15 protein-coding genes are annotated in these 20,087 nt (G+C 73.0%); 7 read left to right on the forward strand and 8 right to left on the reverse strand.

All coding sequences use genetic code 11. The features are described from left to right. Positions 1 to 6: 6 nt before the first annotated feature. Both ACFWRO_RS13910 and ACFWRO_RS13915 read right to left on the reverse strand, forming a co-directional pair. Positions 7 to 1,095: a peptidoglycan-binding protein gene (locus tag ACFWRO_RS13910; protein ID WP_384509074.1), complete on the reverse strand. Its 1,089-nt coding sequence runs from the start codon at positions 1,093 to 1,095 to the stop codon at positions 7 to 9. Continuing rightward, positions 1,092 to 1,751, reverse strand: coding sequence for a hypothetical protein (locus ACFWRO_RS13915; protein ID WP_384509077.1), 660 nt, complete (start codon positions 1,749 to 1,751; stop codon positions 1,092 to 1,094). Before ACFWRO_RS13915 ends, ACFWRO_RS13910 begins: the two co-directional genes overlap by 4 nt. A 154-nt stretch (positions 1,752 to 1,905) precedes the next feature. Here ACFWRO_RS13915 and ACFWRO_RS13920 point away from each other — a divergent pair, with 154 nt between their 5' ends. From ACFWRO_RS13920 to ACFWRO_RS13935, 4 genes are all read left to right on the forward strand, one after another. Next, complete coding sequence (locus tag ACFWRO_RS13920) at positions 1,906 to 2,595, forward strand: response regulator (RefSeq protein ID WP_384509080.1); 690 nt, start codon at positions 1,906 to 1,908, stop codon at positions 2,593 to 2,595. Next, positions 2,592 to 4,148, forward strand: a complete 1,557-nt coding sequence (locus tag ACFWRO_RS13925) for an ATP-binding protein (protein ID WP_384509082.1) — start codon at positions 2,592 to 2,594, stop codon at positions 4,146 to 4,148. Before ACFWRO_RS13920 ends, ACFWRO_RS13925 begins: the two co-directional genes overlap by 4 nt. Beyond that, positions 4,145 to 4,708 carry a hypothetical protein gene (locus ACFWRO_RS13930; RefSeq protein WP_384509085.1) on the forward strand — a complete coding sequence of 188 codons (564 nt, stop codon included), beginning with the start codon at positions 4,145 to 4,147 and terminating at the stop codon, positions 4,706 to 4,708. Before ACFWRO_RS13925 ends, ACFWRO_RS13930 begins: the two co-directional genes overlap by 4 nt. 66 nt (positions 4,709 to 4,774) lie before the next feature. Next, positions 4,775 to 5,320 (forward strand): VOC family protein, encoded by a 546-nt coding sequence (locus ACFWRO_RS13935; RefSeq protein WP_384509087.1) that lies wholly within the window; start codon positions 4,775 to 4,777, stop codon positions 5,318 to 5,320. A gap of 10 nt (positions 5,321 to 5,330) precedes the next feature. Here the strand turns inward: ACFWRO_RS13935 and ACFWRO_RS13940 are convergent, their stop codons facing one another. After that, complete coding sequence (locus ACFWRO_RS13940; protein ID WP_384509090.1) at positions 5,331 to 6,497, reverse strand: serine hydrolase domain-containing protein; 1,167 nt, start codon at positions 6,495 to 6,497, stop codon at positions 5,331 to 5,333. A gap of 204 nt (positions 6,498 to 6,701) precedes the next feature. Here ACFWRO_RS13940 and ACFWRO_RS13945 point away from each other — a divergent pair, with 204 nt between their 5' ends. The 3 genes from ACFWRO_RS13945 (at position 6,702) to ACFWRO_RS13955 (ending at position 14,050) form a co-directional block, all read left to right on the forward strand. Then, positions 6,702 to 8,540, forward strand: coding sequence for a glycoside hydrolase family 15 protein (locus tag ACFWRO_RS13945; RefSeq protein WP_384509092.1), 1,839 nt, complete (start codon positions 6,702 to 6,704; stop codon positions 8,538 to 8,540). 187 nt (positions 8,541 to 8,727) lie between these two features. After that, a complete protein-coding gene (locus ACFWRO_RS13950; protein ID WP_384509094.1) occupies positions 8,728 to 12,633 on the forward strand; it encodes a Pls/PosA family non-ribosomal peptide synthetase in 3,906 nt (1,301 codons plus the stop codon). Between the two features lie 43 nt (positions 12,634 to 12,676). Continuing rightward, positions 12,677 to 14,050, forward strand: coding sequence for a M1 family metallopeptidase (locus tag ACFWRO_RS13955; RefSeq protein WP_384509097.1), 1,374 nt, complete (start codon positions 12,677 to 12,679; stop codon positions 14,048 to 14,050). A gap of 26 nt (positions 14,051 to 14,076) precedes the next feature. On the opposite strand, the gene ACFWRO_RS13960 is transcribed toward ACFWRO_RS13955, so the two are convergent. The 5 genes from ACFWRO_RS13960 to ACFWRO_RS13980 form a co-directional block, all read right to left on the reverse strand. After that, a complete protein-coding gene (locus ACFWRO_RS13960; RefSeq protein ID WP_384509100.1) occupies positions 14,077 to 14,994 on the reverse strand; it encodes an esterase/lipase family protein in 918 nt (305 codons plus the stop codon). Positions 14,995 to 15,169: 175 nt separating this feature from the next. Beyond that, positions 15,170 to 16,276 (reverse strand): ABC transporter substrate-binding protein, encoded by a 1,107-nt coding sequence (locus ACFWRO_RS13965; RefSeq protein WP_384509103.1) that lies wholly within the window; start codon positions 16,274 to 16,276, stop codon positions 15,170 to 15,172. Between the two features lie 37 nt (positions 16,277 to 16,313). Beyond that, positions 16,314 to 18,212: an ATP-binding cassette domain-containing protein gene (locus tag ACFWRO_RS13970; RefSeq protein WP_384509106.1), complete on the reverse strand. Its 1,899-nt coding sequence runs from the start codon at positions 18,210 to 18,212 to the stop codon at positions 16,314 to 16,316. A gap of 221 nt (positions 18,213 to 18,433) precedes the next feature. Beyond that, positions 18,434 to 18,634: a DUF5988 family protein gene (locus tag ACFWRO_RS13975; protein ID WP_384509108.1), complete on the reverse strand. Its 201-nt coding sequence runs from the start codon at positions 18,632 to 18,634 to the stop codon at positions 18,434 to 18,436. Between the two features lie 36 nt (positions 18,635 to 18,670). Continuing rightward, entirely contained in the window at positions 18,671 to 19,957 is a 1,287-nt protein-coding gene (locus ACFWRO_RS13980; RefSeq protein WP_384509110.1) for a ricin-type beta-trefoil lectin domain protein, read from the reverse strand. Between the last annotated feature and the right edge of the window lie 130 nt (positions 19,958 to 20,087).

The following is a 20,087-nucleotide window of genomic DNA, read 5'->3' on the forward strand; positions in this document are numbered from 1 at the left end:
GCGGTTTCACGGCGCGGCCACCCCCACCGTCATGCCCTCGCGCAGCCCGGCGCCGCTGACCTCGATCTTTCCGTCGGCGGTCATTCCGGTCTCCACCCGCACCATGCGGGTGGTCGTGCCCTCGACGACTTCGAGTCCGTAGCCCCCCTTCTCGCCGCGCAGCGCGACGACCGCCTCGACCGGAACCACGAGCACGCCCTTCCGGCTCTCGCTGACGAACTTCACGCTCGCGGGCGCCCGCGTGTCCTCGCCCGTCGGGGTGGGCCCCTCCAAGGTGACCTCGACGGTGATCCCGTCCTGGGCGCCGCCACCCGCCCCCTCCCCGGATCCGGACCCGGCGCCCTCGGGCCGGACGGTGCCGGTGACCTTTCCCCGTACGGTCGCACCGCTGGGCAGGGTCACCTCGACGCGGGTGCCCGGCGCGGTCAGCGGCGCGTCCGACTGCTCCAGGGCGGCCCTGACCACGGGACGCGGGGACGCGGCGGTGAGCACCGGCCTGTCGGGCCCGACCTGGTCGGCCAGCGCCGCGTCGGCCGAGACGATCCGCACCCGGTCGGGCTGGAAGACCACGTCACCCTTGCCGACCCGCCCGGTCGGCTCGCGGTTCAGCGACTTCTGCCAGCGCTTGACCGCGGCCTCCGTCGCCGCGTCGTAGCGGGGGTCCACGTACAGGCCGCCGCCGTACCCCAGGTCGCGCAGGTTGCGTTCGAGCTGGAGGACGTCCGTGCCCCGGTCACCGGTCTTCATCTCGCGGAACATGGGCACCTGCCCGTACAGCAGCGTGACCGGCTTGTCGTTCAGCTCGTACAGCGGCTGCCCCGCCTTCACGGTCGCGCCCTCCCTGGCCGCTACCGTGACCGTGCCCTCGACCGCCGCCTTGACCGGGCGCCGGCCGGCGAAGTCGAGGCGCCCGTCGACGGTCTTGCTGCTCACCAGGTCGGTGCGGACGACCGTGGTGGTGGCGGGCGGAAGGCCGGAGGCACCGGCCCCGCCCTCCGTCCCGGGTTCGGCGCCGAGCACGACAACCGCCCCGGCGCCGCCCGCGATCGCCACCGTCAGCGCACCGGCGACGAGGAGCGTCCGTCGCCGCGTCACTGCATGCCGTCCAGGCCGTCGAGCAGCTTGTCCGCGCACGCCGTACGGGCCTGCTTGTACGCGGGGGAGTCGTGGCTGAACGACGGGTTCGCCGGGTTGGGGTCGCCGCCCGGGATCACGTTGCCGCCGGACATCGTCGGGTTCTGGAACCGCGAGACGCCCTTCTCACGCATGCACTGGGCGTGCGCGAGCATCGACTCGTACTCCTGCTGCGCGTCGCGGTCCGGCTCGTGGTTCATCGCCTCGGTCAGCTCGGTCGCGCAGACGCCTTTCTTGCCGCCCTTGGAGACTTCCGGGTACGTGGAGCTCAGCTCGTCGATCTTCGTCCAGTCCAGGTAGCCGCTCAGTTTGGGATCGGGGAACTCCTTGACGCCGCCCTTGCCGCGCATGCACCGGACGTAGTTCATCTGCGCGTCGTAGAAGGCCCCCTTGCCGCCCGCGGCCGAGGCTCCGTCACCGGACGAGGCTCCGTCGCCGTCGCCGGAGGGCGTGCTCGGGGTCGTGCCCGTGCCCGCCGGCTCCTCGGGGACGGTGGCGACACCGGCGTCCCGCGCCTGGCCGTCGGAGCCGCAGGCCACGGTGAAGGTGAGGAGGGGGACGGCGACGCACGCGGCGAGACGCAGCCAACGGGATCGAGGAGTGCTCTTCGAGGTCATGCGGACGACTCTCGGGGGAGGACGTGATGGTCTCTCCCGCGCCGTTCGATGGATACGTAACATCACATGATGAGCACGTAACAATGCCGGGCGGCCTTCGATCCAGGGACCCGATCGCGGCTTCGGCACGAAAATCTCGCCCATAATCGGGCGCATGCCCCATGTTCTGCTCATCGAGGACGACGCCGCCGTGCGCGACGGGATGGAACTCGTCCTGCGCCGACACGGCTACGACGTCGACACCGCGGCCACCGGCGAGGAAGCCCTCGCCCTGCTCGACGGCCCCGCCGGCCGGGCCGTGGAGCTCGCCGTCCTCGATCTCATGCTGCCCGGCATCGACGGATTCGAGGTCTGCCGCCGCATCCGTACGCGCTCCACCGTGCCCGTCATCATGCTCACCGCCCGCGGCGACGACTCCGACATCGTCCAGGGCCTGGAGGCCGGCGCCGACGACTACGTGGTGAAGCCCGTCACCGCCCCCGTCCTGGAGGCCCGCATCAAGGCGGCGCTGCGTCGCGCCGAGCCGCTGCCCGCGCACCCGGAACGCTCCGAGTACACCGGCCTCGTCCTCGACCGGGCCGGCCTGACCGTCACCAAGAACGGGGACCCCCTCGCCCTGCCGCCCACCGAGCTGAGGCTCCTCCTGGAACTCTCCGCCGCACCCGGCCGGGTCCTCAGCCGGGAGCAGCTGCTCGAACGGGTCTGGGAGCACGACTTCCTCGGAGACTCGCGCCTCGTCGACGCCGCGGTGGGACGCCTGCGCGCTAAGATCGAGGACGAACCCGCGCGGCCCCGCTACATCCAGACCGTACGCGGCTTCGGCTACCGCTTCGGGCCGATATGACCCGGGACCGCACGACGCCGCCCGGGGAGCGTACGAGTCCGTCCCGCGACCGCACGGCGCCGCCCCGGACCCCGTCCGGTCGCGGCCGTCGCCCCTGGCTGGGCAGCCTGCGGACCCGGCTCCTGGTCACCTTCGTCCTCGTCACGCTGATCGGCTCCGCCACCGCGACCGCGCTCGCCTACCGCGAGGCGCGCACCGCCATCCTGAAGCGCGCCCAGGATTCCTTCCAGGACAGCCTGCACGACCGTGTGGCCGGCATCGCCCCCGACGTCGACCTGCCGCCGACCGAACGCACGCTGACCGAGCTCGCGGAGCGTGTCTCCCAGAGCCTCGACGGCGCCCCTGTCGTCATCAGCCGCTACCGGGAGCTGCAGGGCGCGTCCGACGGGCTCGCGGACCTGACCAGGATCACGCCCCAGCTGCGCGAGGCCGTCCGCACGCGCGGATCGATGAGCTTCCAGCGCGTCACCCGTGACGACATCCCGTATCTGGCCGTCGGCACGCCCGTCACGTTCGGAGACAACGGCGAGGCCTCAGGCCTGGAGATCTACGCCATCACCTCCCTGCGCCCGGAGCAGGACGACACCGCGGCCCTGCTGTCGGCGGTACGCGACGGTGTCGTCCCCGTCGTCGTGCTGTCCGCGCTCCTCGCCCTGCTCTCCGCGCGCGCCGTCCTGCGTCCGGTACGGGACCTGGGGCGGGCGACCCGGAAGCTCGCCGAGGGCGACCTGTCGATCAGGGTGGCGGTCAAGGGGCGCGACGAACTCGCGAACCTCGCCCAGGACTTCAACGAGACGGCCGACGAACTCCAGTCCTCCGTGACCCACTTGAGGGATCAGGAGGAGCGCGCCCGGCGCTTCGTCGCCGACGTCTCGCACGAACTGCGCACCCCGCTCGCCGCGATGACCATGGTCGCCACCGTCCTCGAAGAGGACGCCGACCAGCTCCCTCCGGACACCGCCCGTGCGGCGCGCACGGTCAGCGCAGAGACGGCCAAGCTGTCGCGGCTCGTCGACGACCTGATGGAGATGTCCCGCTTCGATTCCGGCGCGGCGCGGCTGCGCCTCGCCGACACCGACCTCGGTGAGGCGATCCGGGCGACCCTCGCCCTGCGTGGCTGGACGGACGAGGTGCGGGTCGAACTCCCCGACGGGGTAAGGGGATCGGTGGACCGGCGGCGCGTCGACGTGATCATCGCCAACCTGGTCGGCAACGCGCTGCGGCACGGGGCACCCCCGGTCACGGTCACGCTCGCCTCCGACCCGGGCTCGGGTCTTGGCCCAGGCCCAGGTCCCGGCCACAGCTTGGCGATCGTCACCGTCGCCGACCACGGCCCCGGGCTCTCGCCCGACGCCCTCGCCCATGTCTTCGACCGCTTCTACAAGGCGGACGCGGCGCGCACGCGGTCCGAGGGGAGCGGCCTCGGAACGGCGATCTCCCTGGAGAACGCCCGGCTGCACGGCGGCACGATCGAGGCCGCGAACAGGCCGGAGGGCGGGGCGGTCTTCACCCTGCGGCTGCCCTTGCGCCGTACCGAAGGGACCACCGGATGACCCCCCGCGCGGCCTCTCGTGCGACCCGCCGTACGACTGCTCGTCGGCGTCCGCCGACCCTGCGTCTCAGCCTGTTCCTGAGCCCGTTCCTGGCCCTGGCGGCGGTGTCCTGCGGGGTGCAGCCGAGCGGTGTGATCGGCGCGGGCGAACCGCCGACCGGCCTCACCAAGGGGCTCCGCCTCTACTACGTCTCCGGCTCGGGGAACCTCGAAGGCGTCTCCCGCCCCGACCTGGAGATCACCGAACTCGGCGCGGCCCTCAAACTCCTGGTCGCCGGCCCCACCGAGCCGGAACAGGAGCGGGGCCTGACGACCCTCGTGAGTAGCATCTCCTACCAGGTCACGGGGGAGGCGACCCGCGTGACCCTGCGTTCTCCCGGCTCGGCCTTCTCGGGCACCCGGCGCGACGACCTGGTCAACGGCCAACTGGTGTGCACCCTCGCCCGCGCCCAGTCCGTCCTGCATCCCCGGATCCACCCCGACGACGTCGAGGTCACCCTGGTGGGGGACGGCGAACCGGTCGGTCCGTACCGGTGCTCCCAGTTCATGGGCGGCTCCTAGGCAAGTAGGACAGCATCCGACCTGATCGCGTCCTACGGTCGTCCCAGGAGCCAGTCTGGGAAAGGGATGATTCCTGTGAGCCGTACCGTGCCTGCCGTGCCCGAGGGGTACACCAGCGTCGCGCCCTGGGTGGTCACCGACGACACCGGCGCCCTGCTCGACTTCGTCGCGGCCGCATTCGACGGCGAGGAGCTCGCGCGCGTGCCGCTGGAGGACGGCACCGTCGGGCACGGCGAGATCCGCGTCGGCGACACCGTCGTGCTCGCCTTCGACCGGCGCGCCGACTGGCCGCCGATGCCCTCGCTGCTCCGGGTCTACGTGCCCGACGCGGACGGCGCCATGGCCGCCGCCGTCGCGCGGGGAGCCACCGTGGTGACGGAGGCCGCCGACAGCGCGTGGGGCGACCGGGGCGGCCGCGTGCGCGATCCCTTCGGGAACATCTGGTGGGTGGTGAGCCGGGTCGAGGAGGTCGACCCGGACGTCGCCTGGCGCCGGATGTCCGAACCCGTCTACGCCGAGAGCATGCGCGTCGCCCAGGCGACCCTGGACGCCGAACTCAGCGGCCGGAGCAAGGGCGTCGCCAGCGCCCCGCTGCCCCCGCCGAAGCCGTGACCAGGACGCGTCACAGCGCCGCGTACACCGCCTCGATCAGCGCCATCTTGCGCGGGTCGTCCGCGATGTGCGGGCCCATGCGGTTCATGACGTAGCCGAGCGAGACCCCCGCCTCCGGGTCCGCCAGACCGCAGGAGCCGCCGAAGCCGTCGTGGCCGAAGGCGCGAGGGTTGGGACCGTAGGAGGCGTTGGGGCCGCTGAGCCAGAGGCCGAGGGCGCACTCCGTGTCGTGCGCGAAGCCCGCCCCGAGCACGAGGTCCCGGCACGACCCCTGGCCCTCGCGGGCCCGTTCGGCGGCCGCCTCGGAGAGGATCACGCGCCCCTCCGACCGGCCCCGCCCGGCGAACACCCCGTACAGCCGGGCGACCGCGCGCGCCGTCCCGTGGCCGTTGGCCGCCGACAGTTCGGCGGCCCGCCACGCGGAGGTGTTGGCCTCCGCGACCCCCACCGGAGGGTTGGCCACGGCCGCCTGCGCAGCGGGCTCCAACTGGGCGAAGAGAGCGGCCTGTTCGCTCGACGCGGAGACCCGGGGGTGCACCAGCTCGGCCGCCCGGTCCGCCTCCTTGTCCGGCAGGCCGATCGTGAAGTCGATGTCGAGCGGGCCGGTGATCTCCTCGCGGAGGAACGCGCCGGGCAGCCGTCCGGTGACGCGCCGGATCACCTCGCCGACCAGGAAGCCGTACGTCAGCGCGTGGTAGCCGGAGCGCGTGCCGGGCTCCCACCACGGCTCCGTCGCCGCGAGCCGGGCGGTCGTCACCTCCCAGTCGTAGAACTCCGCGAGCGTGAGCGGCTCGCGCAGTCCGGAGAGGCCCGCGCGGTGCGAGAGGAGGTAGCGCACGGGCAGCTTCTCCTTGCCCGCCGCGCCGAACTCGGGCCAGTACGAGGCGACCGGCGCGTCCAGGTCGAGCAGACCCCGGTCCGCCAGAAGATGCGCACAGAGGGCGGTCACGCCCTTCGTCGTCGACCAGACGTTGACGACGGTGTCCCGTTCCCAGGGGCGCATACGGGCGGCATCCGCCCAGCCGCCCCACAGGTCGACCACGGTCTCCCCGTGGACCTGGACCGCGACCGCGGCGCCCAGTTCGTCCCTCGTACGGAAGTTGGCCTCGAAGACCTCCCGTACGGCGGCGAAGCGCGGGTCGCAGTGACCTGCGATCGAGGGGGCGGATTCGGACACAAGGGCCTCCAGGGGGCTCGACGATCGACTCGGCAGTCGGATCGGCGGTCGGCTCGGCGCTCCCCGCAACGTACCGACTGGTCGGATCGGTGGGAAGGGAGCAGGAACGAGCCCGTTCGCCCGGTCGGGTGCCCCGTGTTGCCGAAGCGGGCGGCGGCGGGTTGCCTGGAGCGCAACAGAAGAGCGGCGGAAGTGAGGTCGTGCGTGCCCGGCTACCCACCGATCGCGGACCACGGACTGATCGGCGACCTCCAGAGCGCCGCCCTCGTCTCCGCGCGCGGCGCGGTCGACTGGTTCTGCGCACCCCGCTTCGACTCCCCGAGCATCTTCGCCTCCCTGCTCGACCAGGAACGCGGCGGCCACTTCACCATCGCCCCCGTCCTGGACGACGTGACGGTCCGCCAGCTCTACCTCCCCGACACGGCCGTCCTGATCACCCGCTTCCTCACCCCGGAAGGGGTCGGCGAGGTGGTCGACTTCATGCCGGTGGCCGAGCGGCCGGACGAGGCCAGCGACCGGCACCGCCTGGTCCGCGTCCTGCGCGTCGTCCGCGGCACCCTCGCCTTCGAGGTCGAGTGCCGGCCGCGCTTCGACTACGGCCGCGCGGAGCACACCCTCACCCTCGACGGCGGCTCCGCCACCTTCCACGCCCCCGGCCTCGACATGCACCTGCGCAGCTCCGTCCCGCTGGACGCCGACGGCCAGGACGTCCGCGCCACCGTCACCCTCCGCCAGGGCGAGCGAGCCGGGATCGTCCTGGAGACCGCCTCCCCGGGAGCCTCGGCCCCCGGACCCGTCACCGCGCCGACGCTTGAGGAGGAGCTGCGCGAGACCCACGCGTACTGGCACGGATGGATCCGGCGCTGCCGCTACCGGGGCCGCTGGCAGCAGATGGTCAACCGCTCGGCCATCACCCTGAAGCTGCTCATCTACGCCCCGACCGGAGCCCCCATCGCCGCCCCCACCATGGGTCTGCCGGAACAGGTCGGCGGCGAGCGGAACTGGGACTACCGCTACACCTGGATCCGTGACGCGTCGCTCTCCGTCCGCGTCCTGCTCGACCTCGGCTACATCGACGAGGCCGACGCCTTCCGCCGCTGGCTCGGCGCCCGCTTCCACGGCCCCCGCCCGCGCAACGGCGAACCGATGCAGATCATGTACCGGATCGACGGCGACACCGAGCTGTCCGAGGAGATCCTGGACCACCTCTCGGGCTACCGCGACTCCGCCCCCGTACGAGCCGGGAACGGGGCGGTCGACCAGCTACAGCTCGACATCTACGGCGAGTTCGCCTACGCGATGACCCACTCCTCCGATCTCGCCGAAGTCGCCGGGTACGAGGGCTGGAAGGGCATCTCCACGCTCCTCGACTGGCTGGCCGACCACTGGGACCGGCCCGACGAGGGGATCTGGGAGACCCGCGGCGGCCGCCAGGACTTCACGTACAGCCGCATGATGTGCTGGGTCGCCCTCGACCGGGGCATCCGCCTCGCCACCGAGTACGCCAGGCCCGCCGATCTGCCGCGCTGGATCGCCCAGCGCGACGCGATCCTCGTCCAGGTGATGGAACGCGGCTGGAACCCCGATCGGCAGGCGTTCGTCCAGCACTACGGCAGTGAGGTCCTGGACGCGTCCCTGCTGCTCATGCCCCTGGTCGGTTTCATCTCGCCGAAGGCGCCCTCGTGGCTGGCCACCCTGGACGCGATGGACCGGGAACTCGTCACGGACAGTCTCGTCTACCGCTACAACCCCGAGGCCTCCCCCGACGGCCTGCGCGGCTCCGAGGGCACCTTCTCCCTCTGCAGCTTCCTCTACGTCGAGGCGCTGGCCCGGGCGGGCCGGCTCGACCAGGCCCGGTACGCGATGGACAAGATGCTCACGTACGCCAACCACGTCGGGCTCTTCGCCGAGGAAATCGGCCCGACCGGTGAACAACTCGGGAATTTTCCGCAGGCCTTCACCCACCTCGCCCTGATCACGGCGGCCATGGCCCTGGACGAGGAACTCGACAGAGCCGCCGAGGCCTGGAACCCACCCCGATGACCTCTCCCAGGCCCATGAAGGCGCGCCCCCAATACCGCTCCATCCCAGCCAGGCGCAAGGCGTCGACAAGAAATTCCACCTTGACGGACTAGACTGGCGGGCTGTTTGGCGTCGGAACGGAACAACCTGGGCAGACCCGGGCTCCGCCGACGACCCGGATGACGCCGGGAACGAGACGCGAGGGCCGATGGCAGCCACACCTCAGAGCGGTGAGCTCACCCTCCTCGACGACGCGGACACGCGCGAGGACACCGGGAAGCACGCCCGGTTCTCGGCGGCGCCCGCGGCGCCCGCGCGCACCCTGATCGACATCTTCGAGGAGTCCGTCCGGGCCCACCCCGACGAGCTCGCCCTCGACGACGGCGCCACGCGGCTGACCTACCGGGCGCTCGCAGGCGAGGTCGAGCGCAGGCGCCGCGCCCTGGCCGCCGCCGGCGTCGGCCTCGGCGACCGGGTCGGCGTCCGCGTCCCCTCCGGCACCAACGAGCTGTACGCGTCGATCCTCGCCGTCCTCGCGGCCGGCGCCGCCTATGTGCCGGTCGACGCCGAGGACCCCGACGAGCGGGCCGAGCTGGTCTTCGGCGAGGCCGGGGTACGCGCGGTACTCGGCGCGGGACAGCGCGTCGACGTCACCGGGGGAGCGCAGGCCGGGGCCCCCGCCGCGCGGCCAGGACCCGAGCACGACGCCTGGATCATCTTCACCTCCGGCTCCACCGGCAAGCCCAAGGGCGTCGCCGTCAGCCACCGCAGCGCCGCCGCCTTCGTGGACGCCGAGGCCGCCCTCTTCCTCGTCGAGGAGCCGATCGGCCCCGGCGACCGGGTCATGGCCGGGCTCTCCGTCGCCTTCGACGCCTCCTGCGAGGAGATGTGGCTGGCCTGGCGCTACGGCGCCTGCCTCGTGCCCGTACCGCGCTCCCAGGTCCGCAGCGGCGCCGACCTCGGCCCCTGGCTGGTGGAGCAGGAGATCACCGTCGTCTCGACCGTGCCGACGCTGGCCGCGCTCTGGGAGCCGGACACCCTCGACGAGGTCCGGCTGCTGATCTTCGGCGGCGAGGCGTGCCCGCCCGAGCTGACCCAGCGGCTCGTCACCGAGGGCCGCGAGGTCTGGAACACGTACGGCCCCACCGAGGCCACCGTCGTCGCCTGCGCCTCCCTCATGACCGGTGAGGAACCGATTCGCATCGGGCTCCCGCTGAACGGCTGGGAGCTGGCCGTGGTCGACGAGTCCGGCGAGCCGGTGCCGATGGGCGGCAGCGGGCAGCTGGTGATCGGCGGCGTCGGCCTGGCCCGCTACCTCGACCCCGAGAAGGACGCCGAGAAGTACGCCCCGCTGGAGTCCCTCGGCTGGGAGCGCGCCTACCGCAGCGGCGACCTCGTCCGCGCCGAACCCGAAGGCCTGGTCTTCCTCGGCCGGGGCGACGAGCAGATCAAGCTCGGCGGCCGCCGGATCGAGCTGGGCGAGGTGGACGCCGCCCTCCAGGCGCTGCCCGGCGTCGCCGGTGCGGCCGCCGCCGTCCGCACCGCGCGCAGCGGCAACCAGCTGCTCGTCGGCTACCTCGTCACCCAGGACGGCTGGGACCACGCGGCCGCCGTCGAGAAGCTGCGCGCCGAGCTGCCCGCCGCCCTCGTACCGCTGCTCGCCCCGGTCGCCGAGCTGCCGACCCGCACCTCCGGCAAGGTGGACCGGGGCGCGCTGCCCTGGCCGCTCCCCGAGGTGGAGACCAGCGGACCGGTCGAGCAGTTGTACGGCACCGAGGCCTGGCTCGCCGAGCAGTGGAGCGAGACTCTCGGGGTGGCCGTCGCGGGCGCCACCGACGACTTCTTCGCCATCGGCGGCAACAGCCTCGCCGCCGCCCAGCTCACGACCCGGCTGCGCACCCGCTACCCGAGCGCCGCCGTCCTCGACATCTACCAGCAGCCCACCCTGCGCAAGCTCGCCCGGCGCTTGGAGAAGTCCGTCCAGGACGACGGAACGGCCCGCACGATCGTCCCGGTCCCGCTGCGGGCCAAGGTCATCCAGTCGGTCCTGCTGCTTCCGCTGTTCACCGTGATCGGCCTGCGCTGGACCGTCGCCCTGCTGGCCCTGGGCAACGTCCTGCACTGGTTCGGGCCCTACCCGTGGGCGCCGACCGCCTCCTGGTGGCTCGTCGCCGCCGGCGCGGCACTGCTCTTCAGCCCGCCGGGCCGGATCGCGATCGCCGCGGGCGGCGCACGGCTGCTGCTGCGCGGCGTGAAGGCGGGCCGCCACCCGCGCGGCGGCAGCGTCCACCTGCGGCTGTGGACGGCCGAGCGGCTGGCCGAGTACGTCGGCGCGACCTCTCTCACCGGATCCTGGCTGGAGCGGTACGCCCGCGCCCTGGGCGCCAAGGTCGGCCCCGAGGTGGACCTGCACTCGCTGCCCCCGGTCACGGGCATGCTCAAGCTCGGCCGCGGCTGCGCCGTCGAGTCCGAGGTCGACCTCTCCGGCCACTGGCTGGACGGCGACCGCCTGGAGATCGGCCCGGTCAAGATCGGCGCGGGCGCCGTGGTCGGTACCCGCAGCCTGCTCTTCCCCGGGGCCCGGGTCGCCAAGCGGTCCGAGGTGGCTCCCGGCTCCGCCGTGGTGGGCACGATCCCGACGGGCCAGCGCTGGGCCGGCGCCCCGGCCGTCAAGCTCGGCAAGGCCAAGCGGAACTGGCCCAAGGAGCGCCCGCCGCGCGCCGTCCACTGGCGGGCCACCTACGGCGCGACCGGCCTCTGCCTGACCGCCCTGCCCGTGCTCGCCGCGCTGCCCGCGCTGCTCGTCGTCAGCCACTTCGTGCCCGCCGACGCCGGCCTCGCCGAGGCCCTCACGGGAGCGCTGATCGCGGTGGTCCCCGCCTCGCTCGCCTACGGGCTCGCGTACGCCGCGTTCGTCCTGGTCTCCGTCCGGCTGCTCAGCCTCGGGCTGCGCACCGGCAGCCACCCGACGCACAGCCGGGTCGCCTGGCAGGCCTGGACCGTGACCCAGCTGATGGACCTGGCCAGGGAGACGCTCTTCCCGCTCTACGCCGGTCTGATCACCCCGGTGTGGCTGCGGCTGCTCGGCATGAAGATCGGCCGGGGCGCCGAGGTGTCCACGGTGCTCGCCCTGCCGAGCCTCACCACCGTCGGCGAGGGCGCCTTCCTCGCCGACGACACCCTGACCGCCCCCTACGAGCTGGGCGGCGGCTGGGTACGGATCGGCCACTCCGAGATCGGCCGCCGGGCGTTCCTCGGCAACTCCGGCATGACCGCGCCCGGCCGCACGGTGCCGGACGACGGCCTGGTCGGCGTGTTGTCCGCGACCCCGAAGAAGGCCAAGAAGGGCAGCTCGTACCTGGGCCTGCCGCCGGTCAGGCTGCCGCGCTCGGCCGCCGACTCCGACCAGAGCCGGACGTACGACCCGCCCGCCCGGCTGCTCTGGGCGCGCGGCCTCGTCGAGCTGTGCCGGCTCGTCCCGGTGTTCTGCTCGTCCGCGCTCGCGATCCTGACCGTGGCGGCCTTCTGCGCCCTGGCCACGGCGGACGCGCTCGGCGTCCTGGGCACCGCGCTGCTCTCCGGGGCCGTCCTGGTCGCCGCGGGGGTCGCCGCGTGCCTGGTCTCCGTGGCCGCGAAGTGGCTGCTGGTCGGCCGGCACCGGACGGGCGAGCACCCGCTCTGGTCCGGCTTCGTCTGGCGCAACGAACTCGCCGACACCTTCGTCGAGGTCCTCGCCGTGCCGTGGCTGATCGGCTCGGTGCCCGGCACGCCCGTGACGACCCTGTGGCTGCGCGGGCTCGGGGCGCGGATCGGCCGGGGCGTGTGGTGCGAGAGCTACTGGCTCCCGGAGACCGACCTGGTGGTGCTCGGCGCCGCGGCCAGCGTGAATCGGGGCTGCGTCTTGCAGACACACCTCTTCCACGACCGGATCTTGAGGACGGATACTGTGGTCCTCCGCGAGGGCGCCACCCTGGGCCCGGGCGGAATCGTCCTGCCCGGCAGTTCGGTCGGGGCCCGCAGCACACTGGGTCCCGCCTCGCTGGTGATGGCCGGGGAATCAGTCCCCGCCGACACCCGCTGGCTGGGCAATCCGATCGAGGCGTGGCGGCCCTGACGGGCGGTACGAGCACAGCACAGGGCAGGGAGCGTAAGCGGCAGTGAGCGGCCAGCAGGCAACGGCGTCGGACCCGTATTTTCCGGCCAACGGCGACTCCCGGTACCGAGTGCACCGGTACGAACTGGCGCTGGAGTACCGGCCAGGACCCAACCGGCTGGCGGGGACGGCCCGGATCAGCGCGATAGCGGGCCGGGCCCCGCTCACCGAGTTCCACCTGAACCTGGGCGAGTTCAAGGTCGGCCGGATCCTCGTGGACGGCAAGGCCCCGCACTACGCCCACCGGGCCGGCAAGCTCCGGCTCCGGCCGGCCAAGCCGCTGCCCGCGGGCGCCGCCTTCACCGTCGAGGTGCACTACGCGGGCAACCCCAAGCCGGTGCGCAGCCCCTGGGGCGGCCTCGGCTGGGAGGAGCTGACCGACGGCGCGCTCGTGGCCAGCCAGCCCATCGGCGCGCCCTCCTGGTACCCCTGCAACGACCGGCCCGCCGACAAGGCCTCGTACCAGATCTCGGTCAACACCCCGTCCGCGTACACCGTGGTGGCGGGCGGCCGGCTGCTCACCCGTACCACCAGGTCCTCCACCACCACCTGGGTGTACGAGCAGTCCGCGCCGACCTCCAGCTATCTCGTCGGCCTCTCCATCGGCATGCACCAGACGGTGCTGCTCGGCGACCCCGGGCTCGGCGGTGTGCCGCAGAGCGCCCACGTGCCGGCGCACCTGCTGTCGCGCTTCTCCCGCGACTTCGCACGGCAGCCCGCGATGATGCAGCTCTTCGAGGAGCTGTACGGGCCCTACCCCTTCGGCGAGTACACGGTCGTCGTCGCCGACGAGGACCTCGACGTCCCCGTGGAGGCCCAGGGGCTCTCCCTCTTCGGCGCCAACCACGTCGACGGCGCGCGCGGTTCCGAGCGCCTGGTCGCCCACGAGCTCGCGCACCAGTGGTTCGGCAACAGCGTGACCATCGCCGACTGGCGGCAGATCTGGCTGAACGAGGGCCTCGCCAAGTACGCCGAGTGGCTCTGGTCGGAGCGTTCCGGCGGCCGTCCGGCGCAGGAGATGGCCGCCACCGCGCACCGGCTGCTCGCCGGCCAGCCGCAGGACCTGATCCTCGCCGACCCCGGCCGCAAGCTGATGTTCGACGACCGGCTCTACGAACGCGGCGGCCTGACCGTGCACGCGATCCGCTGCGCCCTGGGCGACGGCGCCTTCTTCCGCATGCTGCGCGACTGGGCGACCGTCCACCGCCACGGTGTGGTGACCACGAGCGGCTTCACCGCCCACGTGGCCCGCTACGCCACCGAGCCGGTGGACGACCTGCTGAGGGCCTGGCTGTACCGGCCCGCCCTCCCGCCCCTGCCCACCCCGCACGGCGCGGCGCCGATCCCGGCCCGCCCGAGCTACCCGCCGTCGGCGTAGCGGGCTTCGGCGTAGCGGCTTCGGCGTCAGGGCAGGACGCGGCAGCCCGTGCGGGTGGCGTGCGCGGGGTCGAGGACGTTCATGACCTCGTGCAGCGCTTCGGAGTCGACCTGGAGAGTGGCGTGCTGCGCCAGGTCGTACCAGCACAGGTCCTGGGTGTAGAGGTTGCGGACGTCCGGCCCCACGAGGAACTGCGAGGACGGTGGGGTGGCGATGAAGTCGAGCCGCGTGGCGATCACGGTGTACGAGACGCCCGGCACGGTGTCGCCGCCGGCGTTGAGCCGGTTCAGGAGGTCAGAGCCCGGGGCCTGGTCGAGACAGGCCTGGCACCAGCTCTCCAGGAGGGCCTCGGGCGCGCCCTCGATGCTCTGCAGCAGGGTCGCGAAGCCGGACAGGGTGGTGCCGTGGCTGGTCGGCGCGAGGGCGATGAACCGCTTGGTCTTCTCCGCTCCGCCCAGGAACTTCTGGTAGTAGCGCGGCATCAGGCCGCCCTGTGAGTGGCCGACCATGTCGACCTCGCTCGCGCCGGTCGCCGCGAGGACGCCGTCGACGAAGGTCTTCAGCTGCGCGGCGGACTGCTCCACCGGGGCGACGGCCGCCATGACGGGGACGTGCGGCAGCCGGCCGTAGGTGGGGGCGAAGACGCAGTAGCCCTTGGCCTTGAGGAGCGGGGCGAGCTCGATCCAGTTCAGGGTGCCGGTCACGAAGGTGCCGTGGACGAGGACCACGGGGCGGGGGTGGGCCGCGCTCGGCCTGCACGACCAGTCGTTGGCACCGGGCAGCCCGACGGCCTGGAGGGCCCGGGCCTCGGCGACGACATCGGCGGTGGTGGACGCGGCGGCGGGTCCGGCGGTCGCGGCGGTGAGGCCGGTGGCGACGAGGAGGCCGGCGGCGCAGAGCGCCACGGCGCGTGCGGTGCGCCGCAGTCGGTGACGGAGGGACATGGAGTCTCCCGGAGGACGAGGGACCCGGCGGCTCCGGGTCGGCGCACATCGCAGCACCGCCCCGGAAGCCGGACCAGCGACCGCACACGATCCGGTGCCGACTCCCACCCGGCCGGGGCGCGGCTTGTGCGCCGTGCACAACGCGGGGGCGTCAGGGACTCCGGGGATGGCGCCCTCAGCCGGTGTGGAGGACCCGGAAGCGATCCGGGTCCGCGGGATCCCGGTCGACGACCTGGACGGGCGGCCACGCCCACTGCCACACGTCGATGCCCGGGGTGCGGGAGAAGCGGATCGGCCCGCGGGTGCCTTCGACCGCGACGCGCGGCCAGGACGCGGCGATGGCGGTCCGGTCCGAGCCGTGGGAGCGCAGGACCTCGGTGAGGACGGTGATCGTGTCGTAGCCCTCGAAGGCGACGAACGAGGGTGCTTCGCCCAGGCGCTCGCGGAGGGCCGCTTCGACGCGCGTGCCCAGCGGGCCGAGGCGCTCGGGCAGGTAGCGGAGGAAGGGGACGGCGGCGCCGTCCTTGCCCAGCCGCGTCAACCAGGAGGCGAGTTCTGGCTGTCCGGCGGGGGCGCCGATCAGGAGGTCGGCGAGGCGGGGGTCGCGGCGGACGGCCTCGACGATCGACACCGCCGGGTCCGGGTGGCCGGCCAGGAGGACGAGGGCGGTCGCGCGACGGTCGACGAGGGCGTCGCACACAGCCGAGGGGGTGAGCGCGCGCAGGTCGAGTTCGACGAGGTCGCCGCCGCGCGGAGCGAGGTGGTTTTGCAGGACGCGGGTGCCGGATACCCAGTAGACGCTCGGTTCGGCCGCGACGGCGATGCGTCGGTGGCCCGCGCCGAGGAGGAAGTCCGCGAAGATCCGCCAGCCGTGGGACTGCGCCGGGGCGAGCCGCGCGACGTGGTCCGTCGGCCGGTCGGTGAGCGCGTCGAGCACCGCCGACGAGCAGAGGAACGGCAGGCCGAGGGCGTCGGCCCGGGCGGCGACGGCGCGGGCGACGACGCTGTGGAACTCCCCGGCCAGCGCGGCCACGCCGAGGTGGGCCAGTTCGTCCACGGCCGCCGCGGCCCGCCGCGGATCGGCGGCGGTGTCCCGGACGACCAGTTCCAGCGGCCGTCCGGCGACCCCGCCGGCCTCGTTGACCTCGCCGACGGCCAGTTCGAGCCCCGCGAGCAGGTGGTGGCCCGCCTCGGCCCAGCCGGGCCGCGTCAGGGGGACGAGAGCGCCGATCTTGTACGACGGGATCTGGGTGACCATGCCGGACATTGCATCCTCCGCCATCGCCTCCAGGCAACCCTTTACCTGATCAGCTACCGGGTCAGCGCGGCTCACCGCCGAGGCGCTGCTGCAGCTCCCACAGGTTCCGGAACAGGCCCGGCTGGCGGGTGAGCTGGTCGTAGCTGCCTTCCTGGACGACCCGGCCCTGGTCGAGGACGACGATCCTGTCGGCGACGGCCACATTGGCGAGGCGATGGGTGATGAGCAGGATCGCCCGGTCCTTGGCCAGCTCCCGCAGCCCTGCGAAGATGTGGTGCTCGGCGCGGGCGTCCAGCGCCGCCGTCGGCTCGTCCATCACGAGGAGCGCCGCCTGGCGGTGGAACGCCCTGGTGAGGACGGTGCGCTGCCACTGGCCCCCGGACAGCTGCTGGCCGCCGAACCACTCCGCCGTCAGCAGCGTGTCGAGCCCGGACCGGAGACCGGGCAGCATGTCGCTCGCCCCCGACGCCTCGCACGCGGCGAGCACGGCCGCGTCGCCGGTGTCCCCCTGCCCGAAGGTGATGTTGTCCCGCAAGGTCAGGGGCAGGTACGTGTACTTCTGCGGCACCAGCGCGACGTGCTGCCACGCCGACCACGGATCGAGCGCCTCCGTGGTCGTGTGGTCCCACGCCACCGCACCCGACGTCGGCAGGAGCAGACCGCAGAGCAGCCGGGAGAGCGTGGTCTTGCCCGAGCCGTTCTCCCCGACCAGCGCCACGATCTCACCGCGCTTCACACGCAGGGACACCGAGCTGAGGCTGTCCCTGGGCGCGCCCTCGTACCGGTAGGTGATGTCGCGGGCCTCGAACCGCTCCGGCGGCGCCGGCAGCACCTTCGTACCGCGCGAGGCCGTCATCGCCTGGCCGTGGGCGTTGTCGAGGAACCGCTGCCAGTCCTGGACGTACCAGCCGGTGCGCACGAGCCGCGCCCCGCCGTTGATGATGCCGCGCACGGAGCTGGTCGCCGTCTGGAGCGCGAAGACCGCCCCGCCTCCGGCCGCCAGGTCCATGCGGCCGGAGGCCAGGAGCCACAGGAGCACGCCCCAGACCGTGGCCGACGCGACCCCGCCGCCGGCCGCGCCCGCAAGGCCCATCCAGGCACCGGTGTCCGCGGCCTTGCGCTCGGCGGCGTTGACCTCGGCGGCGAGGCCGCGGTAGCGCTCGACGAGGAACGGGCCGGCCAGGCAGGCCCGCATCTCCTCGCTGGACTCCGTGTAGGCGGTGTGCCAGCGCAGCTTGCGCAGCATGCGGCGCCGTCCGGACGTCTCCAGACCCGCCAGGTACAGGACACGTGCGGCCCGTACGTACGCGGCGGCCTGCGGCAGGCACGCCAGGAGGAGCAGGGGGAGCAGCGCGGGGTGCAGTACGGCCAGTACGGTCGCCCCGGCGGCGAGCGTGGCGGTCGCGGCAAGGACGTCCTGGGCCTCGGCGACGAGGTCGGGGGTGACCTGGGCGCCGCGGTCGGCGATGTCGTAGAAGTCGTTGTACCCGGGCTTGTTGTTCGCCGCGAGCTCGGCGCCGAGGGCGGCCTCGATCATCGTCAGCTCCGCCTCCCGCGCGAGGACGGGCCGCAGCCGGCCGGTCAGCCAGACCACGGCCGTCCCCAGGAGCGCCCGCAGCCCGGTCGCGCCGGCGATGATCGCCAGCTGCGGGGCGGCCTCCCGCAGCCGGTCGGTGATGTCGCCCAAGGAGATGAGGGCGGTGATGGTGCCGGTGACCGCGAGCAGGCCCAGGGCGGCGAGGACGCCGGTGCCGACCTGGCAGACCAGCAGCCCGGCCGTCGCGGCGCGGTCCACCGTCCAGGCCATCCGCAAGGACCGCGCCACGAGGGCGGGGAGGCGGCGGGCCATCGTGGCGGTGGTCATCTGCGCGCCGGCTTTGAGCCGCGACTCGTCGCGGTACCGGAATTCTTCCGTCGATTTACTGGGGTTGGCCTGCTCGGGTGTGTTCGCTGAGGTCAAAGGGGCTCCCTGCTCGATCACGACTGGGTCGTGATGCTCAACGAGCCCCTCGAAGTTTCGAACACCTGTGTTTGAGCCGGACGCCGAAGCCCGGGATCACGCGCCTGTCGGAGCGTGCCCGATGCACCCATCCCGATGCCGCAACGGGTGTGCGCCGACGCGGTGTTGGCCGAATCGCCGACACCGCTCACCGGCACCGCCGGCACCGTTCCGGAACGGTTCTACTCGGCGATCTCCGTACGCTCCCACCACTCGTACACCCGCAGGGTGCCCTCCGCCGTGTCCTCCCGGCGGGGGGTCTCCTTGAAGTGTTCGTAGCCGCCCAGGTGCGGGATCTTCAGGTCCTGGCCGGGGGTCTCGATCGGGACGACCCGGGCCGGCAGGTCGGCCGGGCCGCCCTCCAGGAATGCCTTGTGCGCCATGGGACCAGTTTCGCGAGTTCTTTCGTGCCTCGCACGTCAGCCGGTGAAGGTCCACTTCTGGTTGGGGTTGCCGCTGCACCACCAGGTCTGGACGGGGGTCGCGTCCGCCGCGTTGTTGTCGCGTACGTCCACGCACTTGTCGGCCGGTACGTTCACCAGGTCCCGGGCGGTGGCGTTGTAGGCGAAGCGCTGGGCGCCGCTGCCGTTGCAGTCCCAGAGCTGGACCTTGGTGCCGGGTTCCGTGGAGGCCGCGTCGACGTCCAGGCACTTGCCGAGGGCCCGTACCGTGCCGTCGCCCGGCAGGGTCCAGCGCTGGGCGGCGGTGCCGTTGCAGGTGTAGAGCTGCACCTGGGTGCCGTTGGCCGTCTGCGAGCCCGCCACGTCCAGGCACTTGCCCGCCAGGCCGGTGAAGGCTCCGGTGGGCCCGCCCGTACCGTCCGAGGTGGTGACGCGGACGTAGTCGACGACCAGGTGGTTCGGGAACGGCGTCGAACCGTCCGGGTTGCCCGGCCAGTCACCGCCCACGGCGAGGTTGAGGATCAGGAAGAAGGGCTTGTCGAACACCCACTGGCGGCCGCCGAGATCTGCGGGGGTGCGTCGCTGGTAGACCTGCCCGTCCACGGTCCAGGTGATGGAGCCGGGCGACCAGTCGACGGCGAAGGTGTGGAAGTCGTCGGCGAAGGCGCGACCGCCCGACAGGGTGTACGCGGCGCCGATCCCGCCGCCGCCGGAGTAGCCGGGGCCGTGGAGGGTCCCGTGGACGGTGGAGGGCTCGTAGCCGACGTTCTCCATGACGTCGATCTCACCGCTGTTCGGCCAGCCGACCTGGCCGATGTCGTGGCCGAGCATCCAGAACGCGGGCCACATGCCCTGCCCGCGCGGCACCTTCATCCGGGCCTCCACGTGCCCGTGCGTCTGGGTGAAGCGGCCGGCCGTGTTGAGCCGGGCGGAGGTGTACTCGCACCGGCCGTACCAGCACTGGTAGTTGCCGGGGTTCTCGCGGCGGGCGGTGATCACCAGGTTGCCCTGGCCGTCGAGCGCGGCGTTGGAGGCGCCGGGCGTGTACCACTGGCGTTCGTGGTTGTTGCCGCCGTTGTCGCCGGTCTCGATGTTCCATTTGCCCTGATCGACGCCGGCCCCGGCCGGGCCGTCGAAGTTGTCCTCGAAGGTGACGGCCTGGACGCCCGCCGCCGGGGCGAGTCGCGCTGTGGTGCCGGGGGTGGCCGAGGTGGCGGGCCCCCAGCCGAGGGCGAGAGTCACCGCGGCGGTGGCGAGCGCCAGCAGCCTCACGGTGCGGGGGCGGGCGCGCGAGAGCAGGGACATGGGGGGCCTCGATTCGGGTGCGTGATTCGAGTGCTGGTCTGGACCAGATCCTGAGGGGAGTGAACCGCTCATGTCGTGTCCAGGTCAAGGCTCGGTGTCTCCCCGTGTCCCTGGCCTAGAGGCCTGGAGG

It is taken from the genome of Streptomyces sp. NPDC058579, assembly GCF_042718575.1.
Taxonomy (GTDB): Bacteria; Actinomycetota; Actinomycetes; order Streptomycetales; family Streptomycetaceae; genus Streptomyces.

What these genes read in the sequence shown, in the direction of transcription:
- ACFWRO_RS13975 (WP_384509108.1), bottom strand. Translation starts at nt 18,634, where the DNA reads ATGGCGCACAAGGCATTCCTGGAGGGCGGCCCGGCCGACCTGCCGGCC.
- ACFWRO_RS13980 (WP_384509110.1), bottom strand. Translation starts at nt 19,957, where the DNA reads ATGTCCCTGCTCTCGCGCGCCCGCCCCCGCACCGTGAGGCTGCTGGCG.
- ACFWRO_RS13930 (WP_384509085.1), top strand. Translation starts at nt 4,145, where the DNA reads ATGACCCCCCGCGCGGCCTCTCGTGCGACCCGCCGTACGACTGCTCGT.
- ACFWRO_RS13965 (WP_384509103.1), bottom strand. Translation starts at nt 16,276, where the DNA reads ATGGCGGAGGATGCAATGTCCGGCATGGTCACCCAGATCCCGTCGTAC.
- ACFWRO_RS13950 (WP_384509094.1), top strand. Translation starts at nt 8,728, where the DNA reads ATGGCAGCCACACCTCAGAGCGGTGAGCTCACCCTCCTCGACGACGCG.
- ACFWRO_RS13935 (WP_384509087.1), top strand. Translation starts at nt 4,775, where the DNA reads ATGATTCCTGTGAGCCGTACCGTGCCTGCCGTGCCCGAGGGGTACACC.
- ACFWRO_RS13925 (WP_384509082.1), top strand. Translation starts at nt 2,592, where the DNA reads ATGACCCGGGACCGCACGACGCCGCCCGGGGAGCGTACGAGTCCGTCC.
- ACFWRO_RS13960 (WP_384509100.1), bottom strand. Translation starts at nt 14,994, where the DNA reads ATGTCCCTCCGTCACCGACTGCGGCGCACCGCACGCGCCGTGGCGCTC.
- ACFWRO_RS13915 (WP_384509077.1), bottom strand. Translation starts at nt 1,751, where the DNA reads ATGACCTCGAAGAGCACTCCTCGATCCCGTTGGCTGCGTCTCGCCGCG.
- ACFWRO_RS13920 (WP_384509080.1), top strand. Translation starts at nt 1,906, where the DNA reads ATGCCCCATGTTCTGCTCATCGAGGACGACGCCGCCGTGCGCGACGGG.